At 43.1% G+C, this 25,832-nt stretch carries 26 protein-coding genes; 19 read left to right on the top strand and 7 right to left on the bottom strand.

Annotated elements, in window-relative coordinates; genetic code table 11:
• Positions 1-2 precede the first annotated feature (2 nt).
• The 5 genes from DC094_RS07960 to DC094_RS07940 all read left to right on the top strand — a co-directional run bounded on the left by DC094_RS07960 (position 3) and on the right by DC094_RS07940 (position 5,045).
• On the top strand, positions 3-1,706 hold the full coding sequence (locus DC094_RS07960) for a GGDEF domain-containing protein (RefSeq protein WP_116686584.1): 1,704 nt from the start codon (positions 3-5) through the stop codon (positions 1,704-1,706).
• A 147-nt stretch (positions 1,707-1,853) separates the two neighbouring features.
• On the top strand, positions 1,854-2,810 hold the full coding sequence (trxB, locus tag DC094_RS07955) for a thioredoxin-disulfide reductase (protein WP_116686583.1): 957 nt from the start codon (positions 1,854-1,856) through the stop codon (positions 2,808-2,810).
• A gap of 236 nt (positions 2,811-3,046) precedes the next feature.
• A complete protein-coding gene (locus tag DC094_RS07950) occupies positions 3,047-3,490 on the top strand; it encodes an Hsp20 family protein (RefSeq protein WP_116686582.1) in 444 nt (147 codons plus the stop codon).
• A gap of 150 nt (positions 3,491-3,640) precedes the next feature.
• A complete protein-coding gene (locus tag DC094_RS07945) occupies positions 3,641-4,309 on the top strand; it encodes a haloacid dehalogenase type II (protein WP_116686581.1) in 669 nt (222 codons plus the stop codon).
• Positions 4,310-4,481: 172 nt separating this feature from the next.
• Positions 4,482-5,045 (top strand): TFIIB-type zinc ribbon-containing protein, encoded by a 564-nt coding sequence (locus tag DC094_RS07940; RefSeq protein ID WP_116686580.1) that lies wholly within the window; start codon positions 4,482-4,484, stop codon positions 5,043-5,045.
• A gap of 131 nt (positions 5,046-5,176) precedes the next feature.
• Here DC094_RS07940 and DC094_RS07935 read toward each other — a convergent pair whose 3' ends face one another.
• Positions 5,177-5,719 carry a GNAT family N-acetyltransferase gene (locus DC094_RS07935; RefSeq protein WP_116686579.1) on the bottom strand — a complete coding sequence of 181 codons (543 nt, stop codon included), beginning with the start codon at positions 5,717-5,719 and terminating at the stop codon, positions 5,177-5,179.
• A 310-nt stretch (positions 5,720-6,029) separates the two neighbouring features.
• Between DC094_RS07935 and DC094_RS07930 the strand changes: the two genes are divergently transcribed.
• The 8 genes from DC094_RS07930 to DC094_RS07895 all read left to right on the top strand — a co-directional run bounded on the left by DC094_RS07930 (position 6,030) and on the right by DC094_RS07895 (position 15,052).
• Positions 6,030-6,182, top strand: a complete 153-nt coding sequence (locus DC094_RS07930) for a PAS domain-containing protein (protein WP_116686578.1) — start codon at positions 6,030-6,032, stop codon at positions 6,180-6,182.
• 246 nt (positions 6,183-6,428) lie between these two features.
• Positions 6,429-6,737, top strand: coding sequence for a helix-turn-helix transcriptional regulator (locus DC094_RS07925; RefSeq protein ID WP_158527257.1), 309 nt, complete (start codon positions 6,429-6,431; stop codon positions 6,735-6,737).
• Positions 6,725-7,063: a HipA N-terminal domain-containing protein gene (locus DC094_RS07920; protein WP_116686576.1), complete on the top strand. Its 339-nt coding sequence runs from the start codon at positions 6,725-6,727 to the stop codon at positions 7,061-7,063. Before DC094_RS07925 ends, DC094_RS07920 begins: the two co-directional genes overlap by 13 nt.
• A gap of 14 nt (positions 7,064-7,077) precedes the next feature.
• Positions 7,078-8,085 carry a type II toxin-antitoxin system HipA family toxin gene (locus DC094_RS07915; protein ID WP_116686575.1) on the top strand — a complete coding sequence of 336 codons (1,008 nt, stop codon included), beginning with the start codon at positions 7,078-7,080 and terminating at the stop codon, positions 8,083-8,085.
• A 91-nt stretch (positions 8,086-8,176) separates the two neighbouring features.
• A complete protein-coding gene (locus tag DC094_RS07910; RefSeq protein ID WP_116686766.1) occupies positions 8,177-9,640 on the top strand; it encodes a sigma-54 interaction domain-containing protein in 1,464 nt (487 codons plus the stop codon).
• A 599-nt stretch (positions 9,641-10,239) separates the two neighbouring features.
• Positions 10,240-11,697, top strand: coding sequence for a cytochrome c oxidase accessory protein CcoG (gene ccoG / locus DC094_RS07905; RefSeq protein ID WP_116686574.1), 1,458 nt, complete (start codon positions 10,240-10,242; stop codon positions 11,695-11,697).
• A gap of 127 nt (positions 11,698-11,824) precedes the next feature.
• On the top strand, positions 11,825-12,331 hold the full coding sequence (locus tag DC094_RS07900) for a FixH family protein (protein ID WP_116686573.1): 507 nt from the start codon (positions 11,825-11,827) through the stop codon (positions 12,329-12,331).
• A gap of 201 nt (positions 12,332-12,532) precedes the next feature.
• The gene (locus DC094_RS07895) at positions 12,533-15,052 is read left to right on the top strand and encodes a heavy metal translocating P-type ATPase (RefSeq protein WP_116686572.1); all 2,520 of its coding nucleotides are present in this window, start codon (positions 12,533-12,535) and stop codon (positions 15,050-15,052) included.
• A gap of 120 nt (positions 15,053-15,172) precedes the next feature.
• On the opposite strand, the gene DC094_RS07890 is transcribed toward DC094_RS07895, so the two are convergent.
• Together DC094_RS07890 and rihA are read right to left on the bottom strand one after the other, a co-directional pair.
• Positions 15,173-15,736: a hypothetical protein gene (locus DC094_RS07890; RefSeq protein WP_116686571.1), complete on the bottom strand. Its 564-nt coding sequence runs from the start codon at positions 15,734-15,736 to the stop codon at positions 15,173-15,175.
• A gap of 108 nt (positions 15,737-15,844) precedes the next feature.
• Entirely contained in the window at positions 15,845-16,777 is a 933-nt protein-coding gene (rihA, locus tag DC094_RS07885) for a pyrimidine-specific ribonucleoside hydrolase RihA (protein WP_116686570.1), read from the bottom strand.
• 207 nt (positions 16,778-16,984) lie between these two features.
• Between rihA and DC094_RS07880 the strand changes: the two genes are divergently transcribed.
• Positions 16,985-17,938 carry a TraB/GumN family protein gene (locus DC094_RS07880; RefSeq protein WP_116686569.1) on the top strand — a complete coding sequence of 318 codons (954 nt, stop codon included), beginning with the start codon at positions 16,985-16,987 and terminating at the stop codon, positions 17,936-17,938.
• Positions 17,939-17,959: 21 nt separating this feature from the next.
• Here the strand turns inward: DC094_RS07880 and DC094_RS07875 are convergent, their stop codons facing one another.
• Positions 17,960-18,691: a pseudouridine synthase gene (locus DC094_RS07875; protein ID WP_116686568.1), complete on the bottom strand. Its 732-nt coding sequence runs from the start codon at positions 18,689-18,691 to the stop codon at positions 17,960-17,962.
• A 98-nt stretch (positions 18,692-18,789) separates the two neighbouring features.
• Positions 18,790-19,224: a hypothetical protein gene (locus tag DC094_RS07870; RefSeq protein ID WP_133245498.1), complete on the bottom strand. Its 435-nt coding sequence runs from the start codon at positions 19,222-19,224 to the stop codon at positions 18,790-18,792.
• Between the two features lie 293 nt (positions 19,225-19,517).
• Here DC094_RS07870 and DC094_RS22080 point away from each other — a divergent pair, with 293 nt between their 5' ends.
• From DC094_RS22080 to DC094_RS07850, 4 genes are all read left to right on the top strand, one after another.
• Entirely contained in the window at positions 19,518-19,682 is a 165-nt protein-coding gene (locus DC094_RS22080; protein WP_158527256.1) for a hypothetical protein, read from the top strand.
• 304 nt (positions 19,683-19,986) lie between these two features.
• Positions 19,987-20,835, top strand: a complete 849-nt coding sequence (gene thiM / locus DC094_RS07860) for a hydroxyethylthiazole kinase (RefSeq protein WP_158527255.1) — start codon at positions 19,987-19,989, stop codon at positions 20,833-20,835.
• Positions 20,836-20,966: 131 nt separating this feature from the next.
• The gene (gene mutM / locus DC094_RS07855) at positions 20,967-21,785 is read left to right on the top strand and encodes a bifunctional DNA-formamidopyrimidine glycosylase/DNA-(apurinic or apyrimidinic site) lyase (RefSeq protein WP_116686564.1); all 819 of its coding nucleotides are present in this window, start codon (positions 20,967-20,969) and stop codon (positions 21,783-21,785) included.
• Between the two features lie 27 nt (positions 21,786-21,812).
• Complete coding sequence (locus DC094_RS07850) at positions 21,813-22,403, top strand: hypothetical protein (RefSeq protein ID WP_133245497.1); 591 nt, start codon at positions 21,813-21,815, stop codon at positions 22,401-22,403.
• A 130-nt stretch (positions 22,404-22,533) separates the two neighbouring features.
• On the opposite strand, the gene orn is transcribed toward DC094_RS07850, so the two are convergent.
• On the bottom strand, positions 22,534-23,070 hold the full coding sequence (gene orn / locus DC094_RS07845) for an oligoribonuclease (RefSeq protein WP_241503991.1): 537 nt from the start codon (positions 23,068-23,070) through the stop codon (positions 22,534-22,536).
• Positions 23,071-23,153: 83 nt separating this feature from the next.
• Between orn and rsgA the strand changes: the two genes are divergently transcribed.
• The gene (rsgA, locus tag DC094_RS07840; protein ID WP_116686561.1) at positions 23,154-24,152 is read left to right on the top strand and encodes a small ribosomal subunit biogenesis GTPase RsgA; all 999 of its coding nucleotides are present in this window, start codon (positions 23,154-23,156) and stop codon (positions 24,150-24,152) included.
• A gap of 127 nt (positions 24,153-24,279) precedes the next feature.
• Here the strand turns inward: rsgA and DC094_RS07835 are convergent, their stop codons facing one another.
• Complete coding sequence (locus DC094_RS07835; protein ID WP_116686560.1) at positions 24,280-25,482, bottom strand: diaminopropionate ammonia-lyase; 1,203 nt, start codon at positions 25,480-25,482, stop codon at positions 24,280-24,282.
• Positions 25,483-25,832: the final 350 nt, after the last annotated feature.

The raw sequence follows: 25,832 nt of genomic DNA, 5'->3' as shown, positions 1-25,832 counted from the left end.
AAATGCCGCGATTGCTGTGTGGCTTGCTATTGCTGCTGTCTAGCTCATTTATATGGGCTGCACCGGAGCAATTATTGGTACTCGATCACCAATCGGTGGCTCGTGACATCACCCGTTTCTTCAATTTAATTGAAAAGCCACATGCACAAGGTGCGCCTTCTGTTATTGCTGGTGCCAACCACTTGCCTCGAGAGATCACCCTGCAACCAAGCCAGCCTGAATGGTTCTCTGTTTTAGTTAGTAACCAGTCAGGCAAAGTGCGGCCTGTTTGGTTGGTCCCCCAGCATTCCAGTCCGCTTTCTTTAAAAGTTTATTACCAGTCAGGTGATGAGTTGATTCTGATGGAAGCCAGTGAAGGCTTTTATTATCTCGAATTACCGGCAGGGTATGGATATCGAATACTGATCTCGATGCAAAGTAATTCGCAGCAAAAGATTCATTTTAGAATGGTTGATAGCCGGCTTCTGCCGCAAAATTTACCCAAACCAGATTTTGAATTTCTAGTTTATGGTTTGTTGCTGGGAATGGCGGTTTATGGCGCGTTGTTTAGTACACCGAGTTTGATGCTGCGATACGCATTGTTTGTCGCAATGATGCTGCCATTATTGACACTGGCAACACGGGAGCAGCATTTAATATTTCCTTGGGCATTACCAGCAGTCGCTAGCCAATGGCTGTTGTTGGCGATCTGGTCATTGATTGTAGTGTGGATTTGCCGGGTGTTAGGTAAGCCAGTGGCTTTGTCAAAATGGTTGGTGCGCGCTGGTAATTTTATGTTGCCGATACACTTGCTGGTATTTAGTGCATTTTTAGTGATTGACCCTCGCATTAGCTGGCTATTTGCCGCACTGCTATTGGGAGCTCAGTTTCTTTGGTTGTCCCGGGTTCGAAGTGCTTATGATATGTCTGGTCTGCCAGATCCAGGTCCATTGCACCTATCATTATTGCCGGTGATGCTGTGGTGCGTGTCAGAATCACTGGCGACTTTTGATAATGCCGATCGATGGATGATTAGTGCATGGTGGTTGAATCGAACCTTGGTTTTTCTAACGGTGCTTTTAATGGGCAATGCTTTTTTCCGTCGTCAGCAGCAGCTGTGGTTAAAGCAAAAACAAGCGCATAAAAGTGAGAAGCTTACTAGTCGAGAGCAAGGTAAGCAGCTTGCCAAAGTAGCTAAAGAATCGCTGCAGAGCAGAAAAGAAGCAGAGGTTGCCAAGCTTGAAGCACGAACTGATGCGCTAACTCATTTACTGAACCGTAAAGCACTGGAAGAAGATTTACATCTTGTACGGCAGGTTTGGCAGCATGATCATACTCAGGATCATTTGATTATGGCGATAGATCTTGATGGTATGAAAGGGGTAAATGATAGTCTTGGTCATGCTGAAGGTGACCGAATGCTGCAGGTGTTTGCTACATCGATGCAGACTATGTTTCGAGCTGAAGATCGACTCTACCGAACCGGTGGTGATGAGTTCGTTGCGATACTAGGGATTCAAAATGCCAAGCAAGCTAGGCGAAGATTGGACTTGGCGTTAGCTTCGACTCGAGAGCAAGGTTATTCACAAATTGGCTTAAGTGCTGGCACCGCATTGGTTTCAGAATGTATGGGTAATGTAGAGCAGGCGCTTACGATTGCTGATAACCGGATGTACCAAGAAAAACGAAGCAAACCTTCCCATCGCAGTTCAATTCCGCAAAGATAATCACCATTTATCGGTTGGAAGATCATTGCTATCGAACGCTCTGTTTGAATAGTTTTTTCCAATAAAAGCCATTGATTGATTTGATTAGGCGGATAGTTCTCTGCCGTGTATTCTGTGGCAATTTTAAAATTCTGGAGTGTTCAATCCATGAGCGAAACCAAGCATGCTCGACTGCTGATTCTGGGTTCTGGCCCAGCTGGTTACACTGCCGCTGTTTATGCTGCGCGAGCCAATTTAAATCCGGTGTTAGTAACCGGTTTGCAGATGGGTGGTCAGCTGACTACGACTACAGATGTCGATAACTGGCCTGGTGATAACGACGGTGTTCAAGGCCCAGATTTGATGGAGCGGATGCGCCAGCATGCAGAACGTTTCGAGACCGAGATTATTTTTGATCAGGTTGGCAAGGTAGATTTCTCACAGCGTCCTTTCCGCTTGGAAGGTGATGATCGTACTTATACCTGCGATGCATTAATTATTGCCACTGGTGCTAGCGCTCAATATTTGGGTCTGCCAAGCGAAGAAGCCTTCCAAGGCAAAGGCGTTTCAGCTTGTGCCACCTGTGATGGTTTTTTCTATCGCGGTAAGAAAGTTGCGGTGGTCGGTGGTGGTAATACTGCGGTTGAAGAAGCACTGTATTTGTCCAACATCGCTGAAGAAGTCGTGGTGGTTCACCGTCGTGATGAGTTCCGTTCAGAAAAAATTCTGCGCAATAAAATTGCCGAGAAAGCTGAAAATGGCAACATCAGCATTGAATGGAATCACACGTTAGATGAAGTTCTGGGTGACCAGATGGGCGTGACCGGCATGCGTATCAAGAGCACTGAATCTGGCCAAACTAAAGATGTCGATTTGGCGGGTGTTTTCATTGCGATTGGTCATAAGCCGAATACCGGTATTTTTGAAGGTCAGCTGGAAATGAATAATGGCTATCTCAAAGTGCAGTCTGGCAGTGAAGGCAATGCGACCCAAACATCTATTGAAGGCGTTTATGCTTGTGGCGATGTGATGGATCACGTTTATCGTCAGGCGATTACTTCTGCCGGTACTGGCTGTATGGCCGCACTGGACGCTGAAAAGTATCTTGATGGTTTAGAAAGTTAAATTAAGCCCTGTTGCCATATTTAAAAGCCCGGTAATTATCAATAGTTACCGGGCTTTTTTTGTATAAGACATGTCGGCGTTAATAAATTAATTGAAAAAAATCATTTTAAAGCCCTTGGAAAGAAAAAAGTTATCCTTATATAGTAATCACAGACGCCGATTACGGGTCTGCAAACAATCCTTCTGCCATTTATGGAGAAGGTTATTTAATCAGATTGCTTTACGAGGATTTGACCATGCAAACTGTAGATTTCTCTCCCCTGTTTCGTTCCGCTATTGGCTTTGATCGCATGCTGAATATGCTTGATACAGCAAGCCGTGAAAGCAACCCAGCTTACCCTCCGTACAATATTGAATTGCTCGACGAAAATAGCTATCGAATTACTATGGCAGTCAGTGGTTTTGCTGAAGAAGAACTTGATATTCGTATGGAACGCAGTGTGTTAACTGTTTCTGGTAAGAAGTCTGAGAAAAAGCAAAAGCGACAATTTTTACATCAAGGAATTGCCGAACGCAATTTCGAACGCCGCTTTCAATTGGCAGATCATGTAAAGGTTGTTGATGCAAAATTGGAAAATGGATTGTTGGATGTCGAATTAATTCGGGAAATTCCTGAGGCAATGAAGCCAAAGTCTATTTCAATTAATGCTGGTGGAAAAACTAAGGTAGTAAATGGTTAGTGATTTAATAAAAAATCTAACTAATAGAACCTGAAGTGCAGGGGAGGTCAGATGAAAATCTGCCTCCCTTTTTTTGTTTTTAAAGCTAGTATAACCTTAAATAGAATTGTCAGTAAACAGATTGATCAGGCAATTCTCAGGAGAAACAGCATGAAGACCACCTTGGCTTTTGATATCTACGGCACTTTAATTGACACCCATAGCGTGGTTTCATTACTGCGGCATATGATTGACGATAAAGCAGTTGAATTCTCACAAAGTTGGCGTGAAAAACAGCTGGAATATTCATTTCGCCGCGGATTAATGAAGCAGTATGCCGATTTTTCAGTGTGCACTTCGCAGGCATTAGATTATTGCTGTGAAAAACATAAGTGCTATTTATCTGATGCTGAGAAAAAACAGCTACTTGATAGCTATCGAGAGCTGCCAGCTTTTTCTGATGTTAAACAATCATTACAAGTTCTTAAACAAAAAGAATTTCGTTTGTTTGCTTTTTCTAATGGCAAGGCTGATGCGGTTAAAGCATTGTTGCTATCAGCTGGAATCGATCATTTGTTTGAAGGTATTGTCAGTGCAGATAGTGTGCAAACCTTTAAGCCAGACCCTGCGGTTTATCAGCATTTTTTAGTTGAAAGTGAAACTTCATTAGAACACTGCTGGCTGGTTTCTAGTAACCCATTTGATGTCACAGGTGCAATCGCTTGTGGCTGGAAAACTGCTTGGTTGCAGCGCACTACTCATGCGGTATTTGATCCGTGGGAGTTTCAACCAACAATCACCGTCGATAGCTTGCAGCAGCTTGCCGAAACATTGAACTGAAAAGCGTTGGGATGATTGATACGGGTGCAGTAAATACCAGGCAGTTTTTTGGTTATCGACCCAGAAAAATTGTGATTTAGCTACTGGAGATTACGCTGTTGTTTCGGCAATATAGATTCATTGACTAGGCCGTTGTAGAAGACTACTTGTTGTTTTGAAAAGAGGTGACTCAATGGATTGTCCGAAATGTAAGTCGCGCTCGTTACGCGCTACCAAAATAGAACAAGGCCTAGCTGCCATGGGCTGTACAGATTGTGGCGGCGCGTTGGTCTCTTTATTGTATTACCGCGATTGGGCGGAAAGAACGCCACTGCAGCCTTCAGATGTAATCACTGATATTGAAGATCCTCAGCAAGACAACATCACGACAGATGTTTCTGTAAACGATACATCTGCAGCGTTAGCCTGTCCTAAGTGCAAAAAGCTGATGACTAAATTTAAAGTCTCAGGATGCACCAGTAACCGGTTAGATTTATGCACTTCTTGCGATGAAGCCTGGCTAGACGGTGGCGAATGGGCGCTATTAAAGTCTTTGGAATTGTCACGAAAAATGCCAGTAGTTTTCACAGAGCAATGGCAGAGAAAAGTTCGTCAGCAAGAGTTGGATTCAGCGCGCGAACAACGCTTATTACAAGTTGTTTCTGAAGAAGATCTATTTATAGTTAAGCAATTCCGTGAATGGGTTAAAAGCCATCCGCAAAGAGAAAAAATAGTTTTCTTTGTTAATCATTCGTAATTGTTTTTATTGGATGGTTTTTTAAGTGCCGCAAGTTGTTAATTTGCGGCGGTTGTTAATATTTAAGGTATTTTATTTTTCATTTTATTTTTTTATTGTATTTGGTAGGCACCATAGGCCTAACTCTTAGATTAAACTATTGATGCATCGGATGCGTTTATTTCTCTACATAGCAACAGCCGGTCATAAGTTTCTTCCGCGTAACGGATTGCTGAAGCTTCGCGACCATATAAATTAAAATTTAATTTTTGGTAGAGTTTTATTGCTCCGGCTCCGGTATCGGCTGTATCAATCGTCAATTGTTCAATATTGCTAAGCGCACAGCTTTGAATGATTTGCTTTAAAAGTGATGAGCCATAACCCTTTCCACGCATTGGGCTAGAGACGACTACGCCGATAACTCTAGCGGTATGGCGGCTGCAAAGGCGCTCGTTTCTGGTAAATCCGGCGCAAGCGATTAATTGGTTTTCCATATTAAAAGTGCCAATAAATATTCCCAACTGCATTTGTTCTAGGTTTTGAATTAGTGCTTCAAAATATGGCGCGCCCATATGATCAAGTTCTTCTGGTGTAATCCCCAAGTTTGCCCAAGATGCTTCAATTGAAAATTTGAATAATTCATACATTGCAGCTGCGTCAGATTGAATCAGTTGTCTATGGAAAATATCGCTCATTGGGTCACCGTGGTTATTGAAGCAATTTAAAAATATAGCGGTTGATTTGTCGCGTTTAAATCTTGGGTTTTGTGTTGTCTGCAATGTTGCTCTTAATGCGAATCACAACAGTATGCTGAGTAATGCTATTCAATCAAATTCACGAATAGAAAGCGACTTCGGTTAAATTGTTGCCTGTGGTGCAGGATAGGTTGACTAATTTGCTGCGCTGCCGACAATGCCTGTGTGTTCTTTTAAATCTGTTTGCTATGTCTGACTCCAGTCTCAACCCCAACTCCCAACAGCTCGCCAGTTTGCTGCATCCCAAAGCCTGATTTTAAACGCCATAGGTGATGGTGTGTATGGCCTAGACGCGCAAGGGCGGCTGACCTTTGCCAATGCAGCGGCACAAACCATGATGGGTTGGAGTGAAGCTGAGCTGCTGGATAAGTCGATACATCATTTACATCACCCTATCCGCTAGATCAATGCCCGATTACAAGTTTCTGACGCACACTGGTAGGTGTTTTTATGTGTTATAAGATATTTTTTGGTTTTATAGCAAATCATATATATGTCTTGGCATGTTTTGTTGGAGAGATATATCTTATAGCATATATACTGATCATATGTATGACAAGATAGTTTTTATAGAAGATAATTTCTTGTAAATGTTTTCTGTAGCATATATTCTTCATTGTAATCAAATATGTTATACGTTGTAGGTCTTATGGGAAAACAAGATTTGACGCAGCTCTCGACAGCAGAGCTATTTGCAGAGCTGCAAGAGAGGCTAGAGAGTGCCCAGGAAGAACTGTCTTTGATACAAACACGCTCTGAAGCTGTTTCTATACAGAAAGCAGGCCAGCTTATACGCAAGAAACGACTTCAGCATGATGCTAATCAGCAAGAACTCGCAGATATGTCAGAGGTTTCTTATTCAACTATCAGTAAGATAGAAGCCAATAACCCCAAGGTTCTGTTAGAAAATATTTTAAAAGTAGCTGGAGTGTTAGGTCTTGAAATATGGATAAGCTAATTGGGAATATTATCAAAGAAGCTAGTGTGTATTATCGGGGCGTTTTGGCAGGAACCTTAACAAAATTAGATACAGGGTTTTCCTTTCAGTATGACTCAAGGTATTTAATTTCTGGGACTCCAATTGCTTTTTGTTATCCGTTGCAAAAGGAACCATTTTTGAACGCTCAGTTGCCAGCTTTTTTTGATAATTTAGTTAGTGAAGGATGGATGCGTAAATTGCAGTCGATTACACAAAAAATTGATGAAAATGATCGCTTTGGATTACTGATTAAAAATGGTAGAGATCTGGTGGGCGCTGTAACAGTTTTACCATACCAGAAATAAATTTTGGAGTTAAAATGAGTGAGTTTTGCCGGGTAAGTCTGAAACCTTTGAGAACTAAAAGTGTCTCGGGAGCAAATTCTGCTCAGTTAAAATCATTTGTTGATGGGAGCAAAGCTAGTCTTGATTTGCCGTTTTCTCGTAAGGATTTTTTTGAAAATGGCCGAAAATATGTTGAAGGAATAAGTATTTCAGGCGTTCAGCAAAAGTTATCGCTAATTATTAAAGAAGATGCTTTTAAGCCAACAGATGTTGGAGGGCGTTATATACTGAAGCCTAGCCCTGAAGCATTTCCTAATGCTGCGGAAAATGAGCATACTGCGATGAAAATAAGCAATGTTCTAGGCTTTCGAACAGCAGATTGCGCGCTTGCAAAATTTACTGATGGTGAGTACGCATATATCTGTAAGCGTTTTGATCGAGAGCTAAATGAAAAAAATATCGTAATTCAGCATCATCAAGAAGATTTATTGCAGTGTATGAACCTTGTGAGTGAATCTAAATACATTCTTTCTTATGAGGAGGCAGGAAGAACGCTGCTTGAAGTCACTAGAAATAACTTACTGGTTGCCAGTGACTACGTAAATAGAATTATTTTTGCTTATTTAATCGGGAATGATGATCTTCATCTTAAAAATTTCAGTGTTATAAGATTTGAAAGTAGTAAAACTCACTATTATGATAAGCTCGCACCTAATTATGATTGTCTGTTTTGTGAAGAATATACTGGAGGGCAGGGGTATTTAGCTCTGGATCTTTTAGCAAATGGTGAAGATGATAGTTTATTAATTAACTACCAGTATTATGGCTATTACACAGGGTATGACTTCATAGTATTTGCAGAGAGGCTTGGCGTGGTGTCAAAAATAGTTGAAGCGTTTATTAAGCTGATTGGAAAAAAAATCCCAATGATAGAATCGCTCATTAAAAACAGCTTTATGCCGGATACAATGAAGGATAACTCAACTGAATTGATTAAAAATCGATTTAGGGCTTTGCAGATCTTGACTGAACACGCCTCATGAATGAAAAATAGCTTTGCTCTGCTCTATCCTATTGGATGATTGATAGGTTTCTTTTTGTAAGTCAATGTTTGATTTTTTGGACTTATTCGTTATGCCTAGTTCTAGCTCCCAACAGCTCGCCAGTTTGCTGCATCGCCAAAGTTTGATTTTAAACGCCATAGGTGATGGTGTGTATGGCCTAGACGCGCAAGGGCGGCTGACCTTTGCCAATGCAGCGGCACAAACCATGATGGGTTGGAGTGAAGCTGAGCTGCTGGATAAGTCAATACATCATTTACATCACCATAGCCATGCTGATGGTTCACCCTATCCGCTAGATCAATGCCCAATTTTTAAAGCCGCGCACGACGGCCAGTCGTATCATATTTCTCAAGAAGTATTTTGGCGAAAAGACGGTAGCTGTTTTCCGGTGGAATATAGTGCCACGCCCATTTTTGAAAATGATCAATTAGTGGGGGCAGTCGCGGTTTTTCGCGATGTGTCGCAACGAATGACCCATGAGCAGCAATTAAAAACCAGCTTGGAGCAGATCGAGCGATTAAAAGCCGAAGCAGAACAAGAAAATAATCGCTTACGTGCTCAAGTTGCTGGCCAACAGCCAGAACAACCGATGCTAGGTGAAGCACCGGCAATGCAATTGTTAAGGCAACAAATTGATCAGGTTTCTCCAACCGATGCCAGTGTATTGATTACCGGTGAAAATGGAGTGGGCAAGGAATTAGTCGCTCAGGCAATTCATCAACAAAGTAGCAGGGCAACTGGGCCGCTGATTAAAGTGAATTGCGGCGCGATTGCACCCACTTTGGTAGAAAGCGAACTGTTTGGCCATGAAAAGGGGGCTTTTACCGGTGCAACCGTGCAACGCAAAGGCCGCTTCGAATTAGCTGATGGCGGCACTTTATTTTTGGATGAAGTGGCTGAGTTACCGATGGATGCCCAGGTGAAACTGCTGCGGATTTTACAAGAGCGGGAAATGGAGCGAGTCGGTGGCAGCCGAACGTTGCAATTGGATGTACGAATAATTGCTGCGACCAATCGGGACCTGCAGAAAATGGTCGGTCTGGGGCTTTTTCGAATGGATCTGTTTTACCGGCTAAAAGTATTTCCCATTCAAGTTCCACCGTTACGTCAGCGTAAACAAGATATTCCATTGTTAGCCAGTGCGCTGGTTCAACAGTTAGCGCAAAAATTAGGTCGTCGAATTAACGGGGTTAGCCAAAAGAGTATTCAGCGGCTGATTGCCCATGATTGGCCGGGCAATATTCGTGAGATGCAAAATGTACTAGAGCATGCGGCAATTATTAGCCGTGGTGAGGTGTTGGATATCCCTGAACTGGTTTCGCCTGAATTATCTGGCGTAAGCCAGCCGAATAAAATGCCATTAATGACCGCTGAAGATGCCGAGCGAGAAAATATTCGCCGAGTATTGGCGCATACTCAGGGTGTGATTGCTGGCAAGCAAGGTGCTGCGGCTATTCTCGATTTACCACCTAGTACTCTTCGTTCAAGAATGAAACGACTTGCGATAGATCAAGAGGTGGCGATATATCGCTAGTCTTGCTATTTGGTGTCGATATATCGTTATACAATGCTAAAATAATATCTTCAATGGCTACAACGCTTAGTTTTCCTGTTAAAACTTCATAAAATCAAACTGTTAGTTTTTTCTTTCTGTCATTATGACAGTTGGAACAAATCTTGCCCTTTAGAAATCAATTAAGCCTGATAGACTAACGCCGTTCTTCTTATCGCCAGTTTTTGTAAAAAGTCTTACTGACGAAATGCAAAAGATTGATTTTTATCAAGGCTATAGATAGCCCTGAAAGTTGTAATGAAAAGGCGTTTTCATTAAATGATTCAGATGAGGAGAAGGTTATGGACGCTGTATTTTGGGGTTCTTTTGTCGCTGTTGGTATTTCGTTAGGTGTTTTTGGAGCATTTGGCTGGTTCATCCTGTCCAAAATGAACCAAGATAGTGATCGTAAGGAAAAGTAAAACCGATAAGCCCCATCGGCACTCTTTATTGAGGTTGCTCGATTGAAAGTGTTTCGCTGGGACTATTTAATTGCATAGAGAATATCTGCCCATTCGCTATGAATGCTGTGGTTAAAATTGTTTTGACCAAAAAAATCTCTGTGCAGAAAAGGAGTAGAAATGTCCGCTGAGCCCACTGCAAAACAGTCAGATTCGACTGAAGCGCAACCTGTAAAGGTAATGGATAAAGACGAGCTTGCCCGTCTTTATGAAGAGAATGATTTCTGGGAAGTGAATACCGGCGGTTCAACCCTTCATGCTAAGCGCATGGGCGGCCGTTTTCGCAACTTCAAATATTTGACCTCTTCGGTGTGGCTGGTGCTGTTCATAGGCCCATGGCTGCAGTGGGATGATCGTCAAGCAATGTTGTTTGATATTCCTGCGCGACAATTTCATATTTTCGGCATGACCTTTTTGCCGCAAGACATTTGGATGTTTACTTTTGTCATGGGCTTTTTTGCTGTGCTGTTGGCGGTGTCCACCGCAGTGGCCGGGCGAGTGTTTTGTGGTTTTTTCTGTTTCCAGACAGTTTGGACCGATGTTTATACCTGGATTGAAGAAAAGCTAGAAGGCAGCCATATCCAGCGCCGCAAGCTAGAAAAAGCGCCGTGGAATGCTACTAAAATCCGTAAAAAAGTAATTAAGCACGTGCTTTGGTTAGCGATTGCAGTGCTAACCGGTTATAGCTTTGCGGCTTGGTTTACCGATGCCCGTGACTTGCTAAGTCGGATGCTTGATTTCACTGCTCATCCTATTTCTTACGGAATTGTTGGTGCTTTTACCCTAGGTACTTATGTGCTGGCTGGCTTTATGCGTGAGCAGGTATGTTTTTGGCTCTGTCCTTATGCGCGAATTCAAGGCGTAATGATGGACGATAACAGTATTGTTCCTAGTTACGATTACAAGCGTGGCGAGCCACGTGGCAAGCTGAAAAAGAATTCGGCCGGCAATGACAAGGGTGACTGTATCGATTGTGGCCAGTGTGTTGCGGTTTGCCCTACCGGCGTTGATATTCGTAAAGGTCAGCAAGAAGGTTGTATTACTTGTGCCTTGTGTATTGATGCTTGCGATCAGATTATGGATAAGATCGATAAACCACGCGGTTTGATTCGCTATGCGTCAGAGAACGAGATCGCCCGTGATCAAAAAACTAAATTGATTCGGCCACGGGTATTAATGTACGCCACCACCATATTGTTATTTGTCACTTATTTGGCTTATGGCTTGGTAACTCGAAGCAACCTGGAATTGAACGTGGTTCACGATCGTACGCCGATGTTTGTGATGCAATCTAATGGTGATATTCAAAACAAATATGTCATTAAGATCATCAATAAAACCACAGATATTTTGCCGATTGAAGTGAAACTGAAAGGGCTTGAAGGCGCAGAAATAACGCTAGACCCAGCGGTAATTGAAGCGAAACCTTCTGTGGTCACGCCGGTTCGAGTGTTTGTTCGTGCGCCTCGCAGCGCCTTTAAAGAACAACTGCAAGATATTACTTTTGAGGTGTACCCCAAAGGTAAACCAGAGCAAGCTGCAAGCCACGATTCGATTTTTGCTGGGCCTCGTCGCTGATGCTCAAAACAATTAAGCAAACTATGAGCAAGTGACAGCTGATCGGTTAAAAATATTTTGTCTCACGCGGGGTCAGGTATAATCTGACCCCGCTGTGTATCTGACGTATTAATAAGGAATCTCTGCTGTGACTGCGGTAAATAAGAGTAAAAGCGGACTACCAGCCTGGAAAAGTCCTTGGCTATGGTTTTGGATGGGGCTGCTGCTGACCGTTTTAGGTGTGAATATTTTTATGATCAGCCTGGCATTTAATACTTCGCCGGGACTGGTTCGCGATGATTTCTATGAAACCGGTAAGCGCTATTCTGACGAGTTGTTAAAGCCTAAAGCAGAGTCTCCTTATTTATTAAAAATGAATGTACCGCTGCTAAAACAGAATCTGCCCGCCACTATCACGGTTAATTTGTTGGATAAAGCCAGCCAGCAAATGGTAGAAGGCGGTAAGGGCGTGCTATTTGTTTATCGGCCATCAGATAAAAACGCTGATTTTGAATTGCCAATGACTCAAACCGATAACGGCCTATGGCGGGTTGATGTCACCTTCTCACTGCCAGGTTTGTGGGACATGATCGCTGAAGTACAAGTAGGCGATGCTACGGTGAACCAACCTTATCGGATTCAAGTGGTTCAATAAGAATTAAGGGTGAGAGCCCTCTATATTTAGGTTTGATGAGGCCGAAAATGTTCCTGACATTTTTTGGCATTTCCCACCTATATGTGGGTCATGCAACGAAATCAGACATTTAACGATAGGTTACAAAAGTGTCTGATTGCGTGGCTTATCAAACCTACATAATCAAAGCTGTTTTCTGTTGATTTTCCTGCGGATTATCTGATGCCAAAGCCTGAAGTTTCACTCGATTACGCTACTCAAACAGCTAAAAACTGCTTTCACTGTGGTTCGCCTAACCCAAAGCAACCGATCATAGTCAAGATTGAAGACCAGCCACGTGCTTTTTGTTGTCATGGTTGTAGTGCGGTTTGCCAAGCTATTCACCAGTCAGGTTTAAAGGGTTTTTATCAGCGAACCCAAGACGGAGAATTGCTTTCACCGCCGCCAGAGCCACCTCAAGATACCGAGTTGTTTGATCTGGAAGAAATTCAGCAGGATTACCTGGTCGATAGTAAAACTACAGATAACGGTGCGAATGATCAGCGTGAAATTAATATGTTGGTCGAAGGCATTCATTGTGCCGCGTGTGTGTGGTTGATTGAAAAAAGCTTGTCTAAAGACGGCGGCGTAGTTGAGGCACGGGTTAATTTAAGTGGCCGTCGGCTTAAATTACGCTGGGATAATTCACAGACTCAGTTATCAAATATTATAAAACGATTGTCCAGTATTGGTTATAGCGCGACACCGTTTGATCCGGAACAAGCTGAAGGTCAAATTAAAAAAGCCAATAAAACCCTTTTACTCCGGTTAGGTTTTGCTGCCTTTTGCATGATGAACTTAATGTGGGTATCAATTGCATTATTTGCCGGTGCTGACGACGGTGAATTTCGTAGTCTGTTCCATTGGGTCGGTTTTGCGCTAGCCACGCCGTGCATGATTTATTCAGGCTGGCCATTTTTACGTGGCGGCTGGAGCAGTATTCAAACCGCTAGCTTAACCATGGATTTACCGATCGCTATTGGTATTTTGGCCACCTGGAGTTATTCCAGTTTTGTTACTTTTACTCAGAGTACGACTGGCGATGTTTATTTCGATACCGTAGTTAATTTTGTATTTATTATTTTGGTAGGGCGTTATTTAGAAGCTATATCGCGGCGCAATGCGGTGGTTTCTAGCCAAAGATTAATGGATTTACAGCCAAGAGTCGCCAGTGTTTTACTTGATGATAATTCAGAGCAGATTCGCCCAGTTCGCACTTTATCTGCTGGCGAAAAAGTGCAGGTAAAACCCGGTGGTAGAGTGCCGGTCGATGGTATGATTGTCGATGGTCAGGCGCAAATTGATGAATCGATGTTGTCGGGTGAATCTGAGCCAGTAACCAAAGCAACAGGCGATAGCGTGTTTGCAGGCAGTCAAAATATTTCTGGCAGTTTAACCGTTCAAATTACTGGCACTTTAAAAGACACCGCATTAGGTAAAATTATTGCACTGGTAGAAGAAGCCCAATCATCTAAAGCACCGATCCAGATGCTGGCCGATAAAATTGTTCCATGGTTTGTTGCTGTTACGCTTTTATTGTCGCTTTCCACTTTCGCATTTTGGTTATTTAGCGGCAATATGACCGCAGCAGAAGTCGAGTTTGCACTATTAGCTTCGGTATCAGTTCTAATCATTACTTGCCCTTGTGCCTTTGGTTTGGCAACGCCAATGGCGGTTGCTGTCGCCAGTGGCTTAGGTGCCAAAAACGGTATTTTAATTAAACACGGTGCTGCGTTGGAATACCTCGCATCGGCCGATGAAATAATTTTTGATAAAACCGGCACCTTAACTTGTGGCGAGCCCAAATTAGATCAGTTCATCGTCGCAGATGGTGTCGATAAACCCACGTTGTTGACTAAAGCAGGGTTGCTAGAAAGCCGATCTGAGCACCCATTAGCTAAGGCTGTGGTAGCAGCTGCTAGTGAATTAAAAAAATCATTAATTGATGTTGAGTTAACTAATTTTCAGTCTTTTCAGGGCTTGGGGGTTAGTGCTGATTTTAAAGAAAGTGAGTTGAAAATTGGCTCAAGAAAGTGGTTGTTACAGCAAAATATCAGTCTGCCAGATAATATGTTGCAACAAGCTGAAGCAGCTAGTCAGCAAGCTCTTACCGATGTTTGGTTGGTTGAAAACCAGCGGGTTGTCGGTTTAATGCTGATTGGTGATACGCCTCGCAGCGATGCTAAGTCGACTTTATCACAATTAAAGTCGGCGGCAGTTAGTGTGAGTTTGTTAAGTGGCGACCGTCAGCCAGTCGCAGATGCAGTAGCTGAAAAACTCGGTGGTATGGACTATGTAATTGCCGAAGTATTACCGGCAGAAAAAGATGCGGAAATAAAGAAACGTCAGCAGAATGGTAAAAAGATAGTAATGGTGGGCGATGGTATTAACGATGCGCCGGCATTAGCGCGTGCCGATGTCGGTGTCGCTCTGGCTTCTGGTACCGATGTTTCTATGGACTGCGCCGATATTATTTTAAGCCACAATCGATTAGCTGATTTACCGCTAGCCAGAAGACTATCACAAGCAACTATGACTACGATTCGACAAAATATTGGCTTGTCACTGGCATATAATATTGTGTTAGTGCCATTAGCTGTGACTGGGCAAATTACACCTTTATTTGCCGCAATAGCAATGCCGATTAGCTCTTTGGTGGTGATTGGAAATGCAGCTCGGTTGGGGCGGGTGTTTAAAAGCTAAATATCCACCGCTCGAATTTCTTCTAGTAGTTTCACTAACTCTGCAGGATAATTTGGTAGTGTTGAATCAATAGATCGATAACCCATTTTACTCATGCAATCACGATGCGTCGGTTCATCATCAATCAGAATAATATCTGTCGGGATAATGCTTTCTGGTGTCATACCCAATTGGTTTGTGAGTAAATAATAAATGGTAGGAGCTATTTTCAATAGTACATCCATCTCTTTCCATTCCAAATATTTCATTTTGGCTTGAAAAAAATTTATTATCACCAACTAGTAAGTCATCGACAGTAGACATGATATTAAACGCACCACCCAATGAGTTGCGATTAATATAAGGTTTTTGGCTCAAATCAAGTACAGGTTTTGTTAAGAATTTATTGTTTAACTCAAAAAGAATTTCAATTTCAGGATAGATTGATGCTGTTAATATTCTAACTTCAGCTTTTCCTTTTTTGCATAATTCTAAAATAGAAATAAAAAATCTTTTATGTTCTTCAATATACAGCGCTTGAAAACTTGCATGTATCTCTGTTTTTAAACGATCATTCCAGCCTACTTTTACTGAGGTAGTATCAGATGATAAGTTTTTTTGTTGATCCGATGACAGCGTATCAGTAACCCCCGACAAACAAAGTAATGTTTTATCAATATCCCAAAATATATATTTTTTTCCCATAGCATCTTGCCAGAAATAACATTTGTTTAAGACTAAATGTAGATGCTATGGAAAAATGGTCACGCCTTTCTTTTCAGACGTGACCTGATCGACTGCTAACGATAGTTTCTAGCTGTAGTTGTTCAAGCTTTCCACAATCAAATCAACAAACCCTTGCCGATCGATATCAGTAACTAAAGTGCAGTTAGCAGGTTTATCTGTTAGCTGATATCGGTCAGCCACCGTCATTCCTACCGTTAATTCACTGCTAGTCTCTATCGCTACGTGGCAATCTACAGACTGAAATAGTTCAGGTTTGAGCAACCAAGCAATGGTGCATGGGTCGTGCAATGGCGCACCTTCAAAGCCCCACTTCGGATTGCGGTGATAGATCATAAAGAAATCCAACAGATCGGCGACGCATTGGGCAATTGGATTTTTTATTGCCCTGACACGTTCTATATCGCAATCCATTATTTGTGCCTGATGGGTTACATCCAAGCCACACATGACAATCGGAATGCCTGCTTTAAATACGATATCTGCTGCTTCTGGGTCAACATAAATATTGAACTCTGCAGCAGCTGTCCAGTTGCCTGGCCCGGCAGAACCACCCATTAAAACAATCCGCTCAATGTTGCTATGTAGCTCTGGGTGAGCGGTTAGAAAAATGGCGATATTGGTTAATGGCCCAGTGGGTACAAGCGTTACTGGTTGGTCAGACTGACGAACTTGTTTAGCCATCAGTTCGGTGGCCGAGCAGTTCTGAGGTTGGAAGGTTGGTTCAGGTAATTTTGGGCCATCCAAACCGCTTTCACCGTGTACTTCTGGCGCAATAATCAACTCTCTAGCTAAAGGTTTTAATGCACCGCCCGTTACAGGAATGTCAGATCGATTGAGTAAGGTAAGCAGGCGCAGCGCATTATGCAGCGTTTTATCTGGCGTTTGATTACCGGCGCTAGTGGTGACGGCCAAAACATTAAGCTGAGGGTTGGCCAGCGCCAAAATCATAGCGATGGCATCATCATGCCCTGGGTCACAATCTAGAATAATTGATGTCATGAGTGATTAAAGGTGTCGTTGAAGCAGTGAATCGATCGATGTAATTTAGCATTAGATGTTTTGTTGTGGGCGATATGTATCATTGGCTAGCCAGATAGTAATTGGCGCTTCAGTGCTATCGTGGCCATAACAGACAACTATTCAGATTTGTTGAATAAATATTTTAAATGTATTTTAAGTTCAGTTGAAAACTCTAAGAGAACAGTAATGCCGACAATCAATAGCTTAGTTTTTGTACAGCGATCAGTTTTTTTGCAACTGCAATCTGATTATTTGATCAAGCTAGTTTGGATAACCCTACTAAGTGTGATGTTGGCTTTTTCAGTGCAAGCCAAGCCTTTTTTGTGGAAAATTGAATCGGCTAGTTCAGCGAAACCTTCCTGGGTCTTTGGAACGATTCATGTGCGAAGCCCACAAGTGAACGATTTACCGCCTGTTGTTAATCGTGCGATAAAAAATGCTGATGTTTTAGTGACAGAAATAGATTTTGATGCAATTGATCTGGCGGCTACTTTGCAAGCAACACAACTTCCAGCCGGGCAAAATTTACAGAAACTGCTGCCCACTAAGTTATGGCGTCAGTTAGATAGTCGAATGAAGAAAATTAGCAGTTTAATGTCAGCTAACATTCTTAACCAATTCAAGATATGGACTGCTGCAGTCACCTTAGTCACTATTGGTGATGAGCTTAAATATCCAGGTTTAATGGCCTTAGATATGAAACTGGCGACTGATGCTAAAGCGGCAGGAAAAGAAACAGATGGCTTGGAAACATTCGCTGAGCAGTTGTCAATTTTTGATCGGTTATCAACCCGTGAACAAATTCAGATGCTGAAAGATACCTTAGATGTTCTAGACCAAGCTGAATCTAAAAACATCGACCCGATTGCTCAAATAGAAACAGCTTGGCTGTCTGGTGATGCCACTGAATTAAATCGTCAAATGCTATTGTGGCAGGGTGATAATCAGCAGTTTAATAAGAAATTTAACCGAATTGCGATTGAACAACGCAACCAAACCATGGCTGAGCGCATCACGCAAAAAATGCGGCAGCAGCCAAACAAAAGCTTCTTCTTTGCAGTGGGTGCTGGGCACTTAATTGGCGATAAATCGGTGCAAGTACATTTACAAAAAATGGGCAATCAATTGAATCGACTATAAGCTGTTTTGTAGTAAAACGGTTCACGATCTTAGCTGCGTATAAAGCGCCTTCTGCTGTTCTGGTAAGCTGTCGAGTATTTCATTTAAGGTGAGTGCTCGATAAGCGCTAGCAGCCAGCAATGAATCTAATTGAATATTTCCCAATGAATGCCGGTGCAATTTAATTACCGGATTATTCATTTTACCGAACATTCTTTTTATCTGATGATATCGCCCTTCATAAATAGTCAGCCATGCCTGGTTGGCTGAGATCTGCTCTAATTGTGCCGGGCTAGTAGTGATATCTTCTGGCATTAAATGCACCCCATCGGCAAATAATTGATGGGTTTGTTGGCAAATCGGATTGGCAGTTTCAACCCAATATTTTTTAGCAATTTTCTTGTTGGGTTCGGTTAAAATTCTCGACCAAGTACCATCATTGGTCATTAGCATTAACCCCGAAGTATTGCGATCAAGCCGCCCTGCATAGTGTAATTGGCTAGCCAATGATGGCGGAAATAATTGATTGACCGTTGGATGCTGCGGGTCTGTTGTGGCGCTAACATGGCCAATCGGTTTATTTAGCATGAAGTACATGGCGGGTTTCGATGGTAATAGCTGGCCAGCTAGCTGGATGGTACAAAAATCGTCGATTTCAAACTGACCATCACGAATAATTTTACCATTAACCAAGACTTGGCCAGTGGCTAGTTGAATCCGTAAAGCCTTGCGGCTTAGTGGCGTTTGATTGCTGAGAAAACGATCCAGCCGCATGTTGTCTGGCCTAAAAATACTATTTATTCGGCCATTCTAACAAATCAGCTGGATGCTTCCGAATCTATCCATGATTGTTGATTAGCGCTGCCCGCAGGTTATTGTTGAATCGGGTCGCACTGTTCCATTTTTTGCTTATTTAAAGAAAATTTCTCAATGAGCTTATCGGTACAGCTTTCCATTTCTAATTCTGCTTTGGCTGAACCTTCTTCTGAAAAACTGGTGGCAGTTTTGTTAAGCATCGGGCTTAAGCACTGACTGATAATTTGCTTAGAAACTTGCCTACACGTTTTAGCGCTGATTCCGGTGCAAGTTAGGTAGGTTCGATCTTTACATGACTGCAGCATTTGTTGTTCAGATTGTTTGAGAATTTGCTGTTTGAAAGCTTGGGATAGCTCAACTTGAGCAGTGGCGGTGCCAGAGATAGATATTGACAATAAGCAGCTGCTGCTAAGCATAACGACTGAAGTCTTGAGTAATACGATGAGTTTGCTGCCATTGGTTTGGTTCATGGCTCTTTTTGTTTGGTTCATGACTGTTTTTGTTTGGTTCATGGCTCTTTTTGTTTGGTTCATGACTGTTTTCTCTGTTGTTTTTATTTGTTTCAGACTCTATCAGCCATAAAATATTACTGGCAACTTTTTTTAGATTAGAAATTAAGGATGTTGAAAATTCTAATTAGCGAAGGCGATGTCATAGAAGATAAAAATATTAGAGAGATGACTGGCAATCTACGCGAATAATAATTATTCTCATTTGAGTTAATCCAAACGAGATAACTCAAATGTTTATTATTGATGCCTGGTTAGAGAGAAGAGAACCCTGTTTGCGGGTACTCGATGCCGAGGATGGTCGAGTAGTCATGCAAATAGAAGGAGATCGTTTGCAGCAGATGATGGACCAAGGAGATTTAGACCCCAGCGAGTTGATGCAAAGCCGTTCAAACTTGAAGAACTTGGTACGTCCGCTTTTATTAACATTGGTGAATTAGTGCTATCAGTTTAAGGCTGAGGGATTAAAATATGCTTACTTAAGTATTATTCGCTTGCAGATAGTTTATCGAAGCCAGTTTTTCAGCGAAATGTACAACCAATAAGCAGTTAGTTGAATACTTTTAGCGCTCGATCATTGTAACTGTTAGGTGCCTGCTTAGACTTCGGATTCTGAAAAGCCAAAACATAGCCCGAGCGTCTTTTACTGCTCCGGATGAATGGTTTTTGATAATAACTAGCCATTTCTACTAATTGCTTGTAAAGCAAGAATTAAAAGTAGAAATGGAGATCCGGAGGGGCGCTATGTCGACAGTTTCTACTTCACCGCAGCAATCATTTGAATCGCCGGTTGAGCAGCAGTTATCGGAATTGTTAATTGCTGTGAGAACAAAAAAGCCATTGGTTCATAATATTACCAACTATTTGGCGATGAATATTTCTGCTAATGCACTGTTGGCATTGGGTGCTAGCCCGATTATGGCGCATAGCCGTGAAGAAGCTTCGGAGCTTTGCCGAATTTCCCAAGCGTTAGTCATCAACATTCGAACCCTGTCTTCAGGTTGGGCCGAAGCGATGGTTGATACTGCCATGACCGCTCGAGCGCATAATATTCCCTGGGTATTAGATCCTGATGGTGCAGATATCAGTAGCTATCGGATGGACACTTGCCAAGAGTTAGCAGGACTTTCTCCTAAGGTAATTCGTGGCAACCTGAAAGAAATTGCTGCACTTTGTGCTGACTGCGAGCCTGAATTAACGCCAGCGCAAATGGCTAAGGCCGATCTTGATCAGCTATTACCCGCAATATTATCTTGTGCCAGTCGTCGTTCCAGCGTGCTTTGCATTAGTGGCCTTACTGATAATATTCATTTGGTCACTGATGGTGAACGAGTGTTGAAAGTTGCCAATGGTGATGCGCTTTCAAGCCAAGTTGCGGCGATGGGATGTACCGCCAGTGCATTGGTAGGTGCTTTCCTAACGGTCACCGATGACGCATGGTTAGCGACTGCAGCGGCAATTGCCTTGCTCGGAGTTGCCTGTGAGTTGGCTGCCAGTCAGGCAAAAGGGCCGGGTAGTTTTCAAGCTGAGTTAATGGATCAATTGTATCTAATTCAGTCAGACCAATTAGCCGCGCGTTTGCGGCTGTTGTAATGGAAGGATTTCACGGCCTATTGCAATATCAACCGACTATCGGGTCAGCGCTTTTTGCCAGCTGAAGCAATTTTTTATGGTGTTAATATGGCTCGGTCTAAAAGCCATATAGCGAAAGCGGTGTTTGCCAAATGCCTGAGTTGCCGGAAGTCGAAACCAGCCGTAGAGGAATAGAACCTTGGCTGGTCAACCAATCTGTTGTTGATGTCATTGTGCGTAACCCGCGCTTGCGTTGGCCTATTCCTTCAGATTTACCCATGCAGCTGGTTGGTGAAGTGGTGCGCACGGTATCTCGCCGGGGCAAGTATTTACTGATTGAGTTTGAACACGGCACATTGCTGATTCATCTTGGAATGTCAGGAAATTTGCGTATTGTTCCTGCTAATACAGAGCTTAAACCCCACGATCATCTCGATCTTGTTATGGAATCTAGCCGCTGTTTACGTTTAAACGACCCGCGTCGGTTTGGTGCGGTGCTCTGGACTGAAAACGATCCTGGGCAGCATCCATTGCTGGTTTCACTTGGCCCTGAGCCGCTCGATAATCCACAGTTTAACCCTGAATATTTATATGAATTATGCCAGCGACGTCGCTGTAGCATCAAACAGCTATTGATGGATAATCAAGTGGTGGTGGGTGTTGGTAATATTTATGCCTGTGAAGCGTTGTTCGAGTCAGGGGTTTATCCCGGGCGCTCATCTAGCAAAATCACTAAAAGCGAAGCCACTTTAATTGTTAAATCAATTAAGAGTGTATTAGCACGAGCAATAGAACAAGGCGGTACTACTCTCAAAGACTTTAACGCCCCTGACGGCAAACCTGGCTATTTTGCCCAAGAATTGTTGGTGTATGGTCGAGCTGACCAGCCATGCTACCAATGTGGCAATGAAGTAAGTACAGTGCGCCTAGGGCAGCGAAATACTTATTTCTGCTCGAAGTGCCAAGTTTAATAAAAACACAGGGTGGGATTAAATATAATGAAGACAAAATTACTGTCAGGCATTCTCTGTCTGATGCCTGTTATTGCTTTTGCAAGTGATCATCAATGGCAGGTAGATTCTGGTATTTCTGGCCATGGTATCCATTTCTCTAATTCCGTAGCTACTATCGATGATGGTGAGAATGCGATAGGTTTTAAGATAGGGCTTGAGAGGAAATTTTCCGATAATTATTCCCTGGGCATAAATTATATGCGAGGGACCAATGCTATTACTCAAGCCTTTAGCGGTTTATTCTGTATTACTTTTAATAACGGCCAAACTTGTGATGAAGTAGATGTTGATACATCACGCATTTCACTGCTTGGAAGTAAAACTTTTCAAATTTGGCGTCGCCTACATATAAAGCCTTCAATAGGCGTTGCTTACCAGGATGTTGAGATGGACATCCGTTATAGCGACGGGTCTTCGGTCAAGGGGATAGGAATCAAAAATCAGTTTGGTGCAGAAGCTAAGCTTGATTTGATGATTAAAGGTGAGCGAATGGGCGTCGGTTGGGAATATGGTTATTTCAAATCTGCTGACATGCGAAGCTCTGGTGGCGCAATAACCTTTAAATACGCATTTTAAAAAAAGGCCGGATTTTACTCCGGTCTTTTTATTTATAAGAACATAATGTATTCCGCAAGGAGGCAGGAAGCCGGTGCGGTTATTTATAAGGACATAATGTATTCCGCAAGGAGGCAGGAAGCCGGTGCGGTTATTTAATAAAATGTTCCCGGTAATATTTTAATTCTGCGATAGATTCACGAATATCATCCATTGCTAAATGGCTTCCCGATTTGTGAAAACCATCCATAATTTCTGGCTTCCAGCGTTTGGCTAATTCTTTTAGCGTGCTGACATCCAAATAACGGTAATGGAAGTAAGCTTCTAATTCGGGCATGTAGCGATATAAAAAACGTCGGTCTTGACCAATGCTGTTACCGCAAATAGGAGAAGTACCGGGTTTTACATGCTGGCGCAAAAACTCAATGGTTTTCGCTTCGGCTTGCGCATCAGAAAAAAGGCTTTGGCGAACCCGTTCGGTTAAACCGGATTTGCCGTGGTGCTCAATGCACCAGTCATTCATATTGCTCAGAATTTCATCGCTTTGATGCACTGCGATAACCGGCCCTTCAGCGATCGTATTCAGATCGGCATCGGTGACAATCGTGGCAATTTCAATAATTCTGTCCTGTTGTGGCTCTAACCCAGTCATCTCTAGGTCGATCCAGATCAGTCGATCATCTGTCATTGGCATATCCAACTTGTGTGCGCTTGAGGCAGTGGTAAGCTTGCGTCCTCACAAGATACTAGCATGAGTAGTGATTCCCCCGGATGAGTAAACGCAAACTGAACCGTCGCCAAACTTGGCGCGCCGAGAAAATCCAGCAAGAACGATTGGATCGGGCAAAAAAACGCGAAGATAAAGTCGATCATGGTTCACTGGGCGATGCGCAATCTGGGCGAGTGATCTCGCACTTTGGTGTTCAGCTAGATGTTGAAGCAGCTGATGGAGAGATTCATCGCTGTCGAATGCGACAAAATTTACCTTCATTAGTCACCGGCGATAACGTGCTCTGGCGTGCTGATGAAGACCACGGTGGTGGCATTATTGAAGCGCTTGAAGAGCGTATTTCGGTGTTGTCTCGGCCAGACCGGCACGGTCAGCTAAAGCTGGTGGCATCTAATATCGACCAAATTATTTTGGTGATTGCTCCGCTGCCTACGCCATCAAACTTGTTGATTGATCGTTACCTCGTTGCTGCTGAAGCGACCGGTATTCCGGTTTGGATTTTGATGAACAAAACCGATTTGCCTGAAGCTGAAGCGTCGATGGAGCAAATATCGATTTATCAAAAAATTGGTTATGAAGTCCACAGCTGTAGCACCCATGTTGAAAATGGGCTCGACCATCTCAAGCAAATGCTGATTGGTAAAAACAGTGTGTTTGTAGGTCAGTCAGGTGTTGGTAAATCGTCATTGGTTAACTCGCTGTTACCGGGTGTTGAAATTCGAGTCAATACCATTTCAACCAACAGCAAACTGGGCCAACATACCACCACCACCGCGCGTTTATATCACATTGAAGAAGGCGGTGAGATCATTGACTCTCCCGGTATTCGTGACTTTGGTATTTGGCATATTGAGCCAGAAGCTGTGCCAGATGGTTATAAAGAATTCGCACCCTTTCTGGGCGCTTGCCGCTTTAGAAACTGCAGTCACCAGCATGAGCCAGGCTGTGCATTATTAGCCGCTTTAGAAGCAGGTGAGATTTCAGCAGAACGATTGAAAAACTGCTTGAGCCTGATGGAAACCTTAAGGGCAGAGAGTTAAACGCCATTTAACATTGATTGGGAGCAGCCGTAGGCGCGACCTGCAACGTTCGGAGCGTTCAACAAATACCGGGCAAACAATAGGTCGGTTCGGAATGCGGGGTGAGTTATTCACCCCGCACGATCAATCAAGCAGGTTTTTTACCGGTCAACTGCTCATAAACTTCTGGATCAGTCGCGCCTTCGGTTCCAATGACCAAAACACGGCTCTCGGCAGATAAACCCAGCTTTTCAGCGAATTCAGGTTGCTGTGCAGCAATTACAGATGCTGCCAAACCTGCCACTGCAGATTCACCAGCTTCAATTTCAGCATCACCTTTATAACCTTCGGCCAATAAACGCATGGTTTCAGGCACGGCATCTTCGCTGACCGTCATATAGTCATCGCCACCAGTGGCCAAAATATCCCACGCCAGAACCGATACTTCACCACAAGCCAGGCCAGCCATTAAGGTTTGAAGGTCGCCTTCAACGGTCACCATTTCACCTTTTTTAGCACTTTCTTGCAGGCAGTTGGCTAGCTCAGGTTCAACAATCACGCAGCGTGGGCGCTTTGCTCCCCATAAATCCCAGAAGTAGCCACACACTGCTGAAGCTAAACCGCCAACACCGCCTTGAACAAAGATATGCGTTGGGATTTCACCTTCCAACTGAGTGACAATTTCATCCAGCATCACGGTGTAGCCTAAAGCGACGTCTTTAGGAATTTCCATGTAGCCTTCATAACTGGTGTCGGAAACAATCACCCGGTCAAATTTCTTGGCTTCGCTATCGGCCATGCGAACCGAATCGTCGTAGTTGCCATCAATGCGAATTACCTCAGCACCGAAAAATTGCATCGCTGCTTTGCGGCCTTCAGATACATCTTTGTGAATGTAAATGATGCAAGCGCAGCCAAACATTTGTGAGCCCCAAGCAACAGAACGGCCATGGTTGCCATCGGTGGCACAGCTGACGGTTAGTTTGCTGAGAATTTCTTTGTGAGCACCATCCAACAGTTCGGAAATACTTGGGCGAGCGCCCAGTTTTTGCTCAAGAATATTTTGTAATTGGCAGGCCACTGCATAAGCGCCGCCCAAGGCTTTGAAGCTTTTTAAACCGAAGCGTTGGGACTCATCTTTATACCAAATCTTACCCAAGCCCGCGTCTTTCGCCATATCAGACAATGTGTGTAAAGGGGTCACTTCATAACGAGGCCAACGACGAATATCGTCAGCGGCCTTTTCGGTTTTGGCAACACTAATAATTTGCTGAAGTGCTTCGCTGTATTCCAGCTCTGCGCCTGCTTTAGGGTTGGCAAAATGGGTGAGTTTTCCGGCTAATTGCAACATATCCTGCTCCACTGAATCTTAAATAAAGATATTGGCTACCAGCAGGTATTTGCCTCGCTGATAGTCAGAAAAATTGGATGAAGTTATCTTATCGATATTCAGTGATGAATTACCGCAGAGACGTGACAGTTAGTGACTAAAGTCATCAAATATTTTTAGAATACGATATTTTTAGTAAGTTAAATGAGAAATAGCGATTTATTGCGGTGGGTAAATTCTATTCAATCAACAGAAAATAATTGTTTGCCCGCGTAGGTTGCACGGAGCAGCCGTAGGCGCGACCTGCAACTTTCGGGGCGTGCCATAAATACCGGGTGTTCAACAAATACCGGGCAAACAATAGGTCGGTT

Origin of the sequence: Pelagibaculum spongiae (assembly GCF_003097315.1) — a bacterium.
GTDB lineage: Bacteria > Pseudomonadota > Gammaproteobacteria > Enterobacterales > Pelagibaculaceae > Pelagibaculum > Pelagibaculum spongiae.
Note: the sequence above shows the minus strand (reverse complement) of the source record. Positions and strands in the feature narration are given on the sequence as shown.

Coding starts and splice junctions, on each gene's coding strand:
- DC094_RS07960 (WP_116686584.1), top strand. CDS start 3: ATGCCGCGATTGCTGTGTGGCTTGCTATTGCTGCTGTCTAGCTCATTT.
- trxB (WP_116686583.1), top strand. CDS start 1,854: ATGAGCGAAACCAAGCATGCTCGACTGCTGATTCTGGGTTCTGGCCCA.
- DC094_RS07950 (WP_116686582.1), top strand. CDS start 3,047: ATGCAAACTGTAGATTTCTCTCCCCTGTTTCGTTCCGCTATTGGCTTT.
- DC094_RS07945 (WP_116686581.1), top strand. CDS start 3,641: ATGAAGACCACCTTGGCTTTTGATATCTACGGCACTTTAATTGACACC.
- DC094_RS07940 (WP_116686580.1), top strand. CDS start 4,482: ATGGATTGTCCGAAATGTAAGTCGCGCTCGTTACGCGCTACCAAAATA.
- DC094_RS07935 (WP_116686579.1), bottom strand. CDS start 5,719: ATGAGCGATATTTTCCATAGACAACTGATTCAATCTGACGCAGCTGCA.
- DC094_RS07925 (WP_158527257.1), top strand. CDS start 6,429: ATGGGAAAACAAGATTTGACGCAGCTCTCGACAGCAGAGCTATTTGCA.
- DC094_RS07920 (WP_116686576.1), top strand. CDS start 6,725: ATGGATAAGCTAATTGGGAATATTATCAAAGAAGCTAGTGTGTATTAT.
- DC094_RS07915 (WP_116686575.1), top strand. CDS start 7,078: ATGAGTGAGTTTTGCCGGGTAAGTCTGAAACCTTTGAGAACTAAAAGT.
- DC094_RS07910 (WP_116686766.1), top strand. CDS start 8,177: ATGCCTAGTTCTAGCTCCCAACAGCTCGCCAGTTTGCTGCATCGCCAA.
- ccoG (WP_116686574.1), top strand. CDS start 10,240: ATGTCCGCTGAGCCCACTGCAAAACAGTCAGATTCGACTGAAGCGCAA.
- DC094_RS07895 (WP_116686572.1), top strand. CDS start 12,533: ATGCCAAAGCCTGAAGTTTCACTCGATTACGCTACTCAAACAGCTAAA.
- DC094_RS07890 (WP_116686571.1), bottom strand. CDS start 15,736: ATGGGAAAAAAATATATATTTTGGGATATTGATAAAACATTACTTTGT.
- rihA (WP_116686570.1), bottom strand. CDS start 16,777: ATGACATCAATTATTCTAGATTGTGACCCAGGGCATGATGATGCCATC.
- DC094_RS07880 (WP_116686569.1), top strand. CDS start 16,985: ATGCCGACAATCAATAGCTTAGTTTTTGTACAGCGATCAGTTTTTTTG.
- DC094_RS07875 (WP_116686568.1), bottom strand. CDS start 18,691: ATGCGGCTGGATCGTTTTCTCAGCAATCAAACGCCACTAAGCCGCAAG.
- DC094_RS07870 (WP_133245498.1), bottom strand. CDS start 19,224: ATGAACCAAACAAAAAGAGCCATGAACCAAACCAATGGCAGCAAACTC.
- thiM (WP_158527255.1), top strand. CDS start 19,987: ATGTCGACAGTTTCTACTTCACCGCAGCAATCATTTGAATCGCCGGTT.
- mutM (WP_116686564.1), top strand. CDS start 20,967: ATGCCTGAGTTGCCGGAAGTCGAAACCAGCCGTAGAGGAATAGAACCT.
- DC094_RS07850 (WP_133245497.1), top strand. CDS start 21,813: ATGAAGACAAAATTACTGTCAGGCATTCTCTGTCTGATGCCTGTTATT.
- orn (WP_241503991.1), bottom strand. CDS start 23,070: ATGACAGATGATCGACTGATCTGGATCGACCTAGAGATGACTGGGTTA.
- rsgA (WP_116686561.1), top strand. CDS start 23,154: ATGAGTAAACGCAAACTGAACCGTCGCCAAACTTGGCGCGCCGAGAAA.
- DC094_RS07835 (WP_116686560.1), bottom strand. CDS start 25,482: ATGTTGCAATTAGCCGGAAAACTCACCCATTTTGCCAACCCTAAAGCA.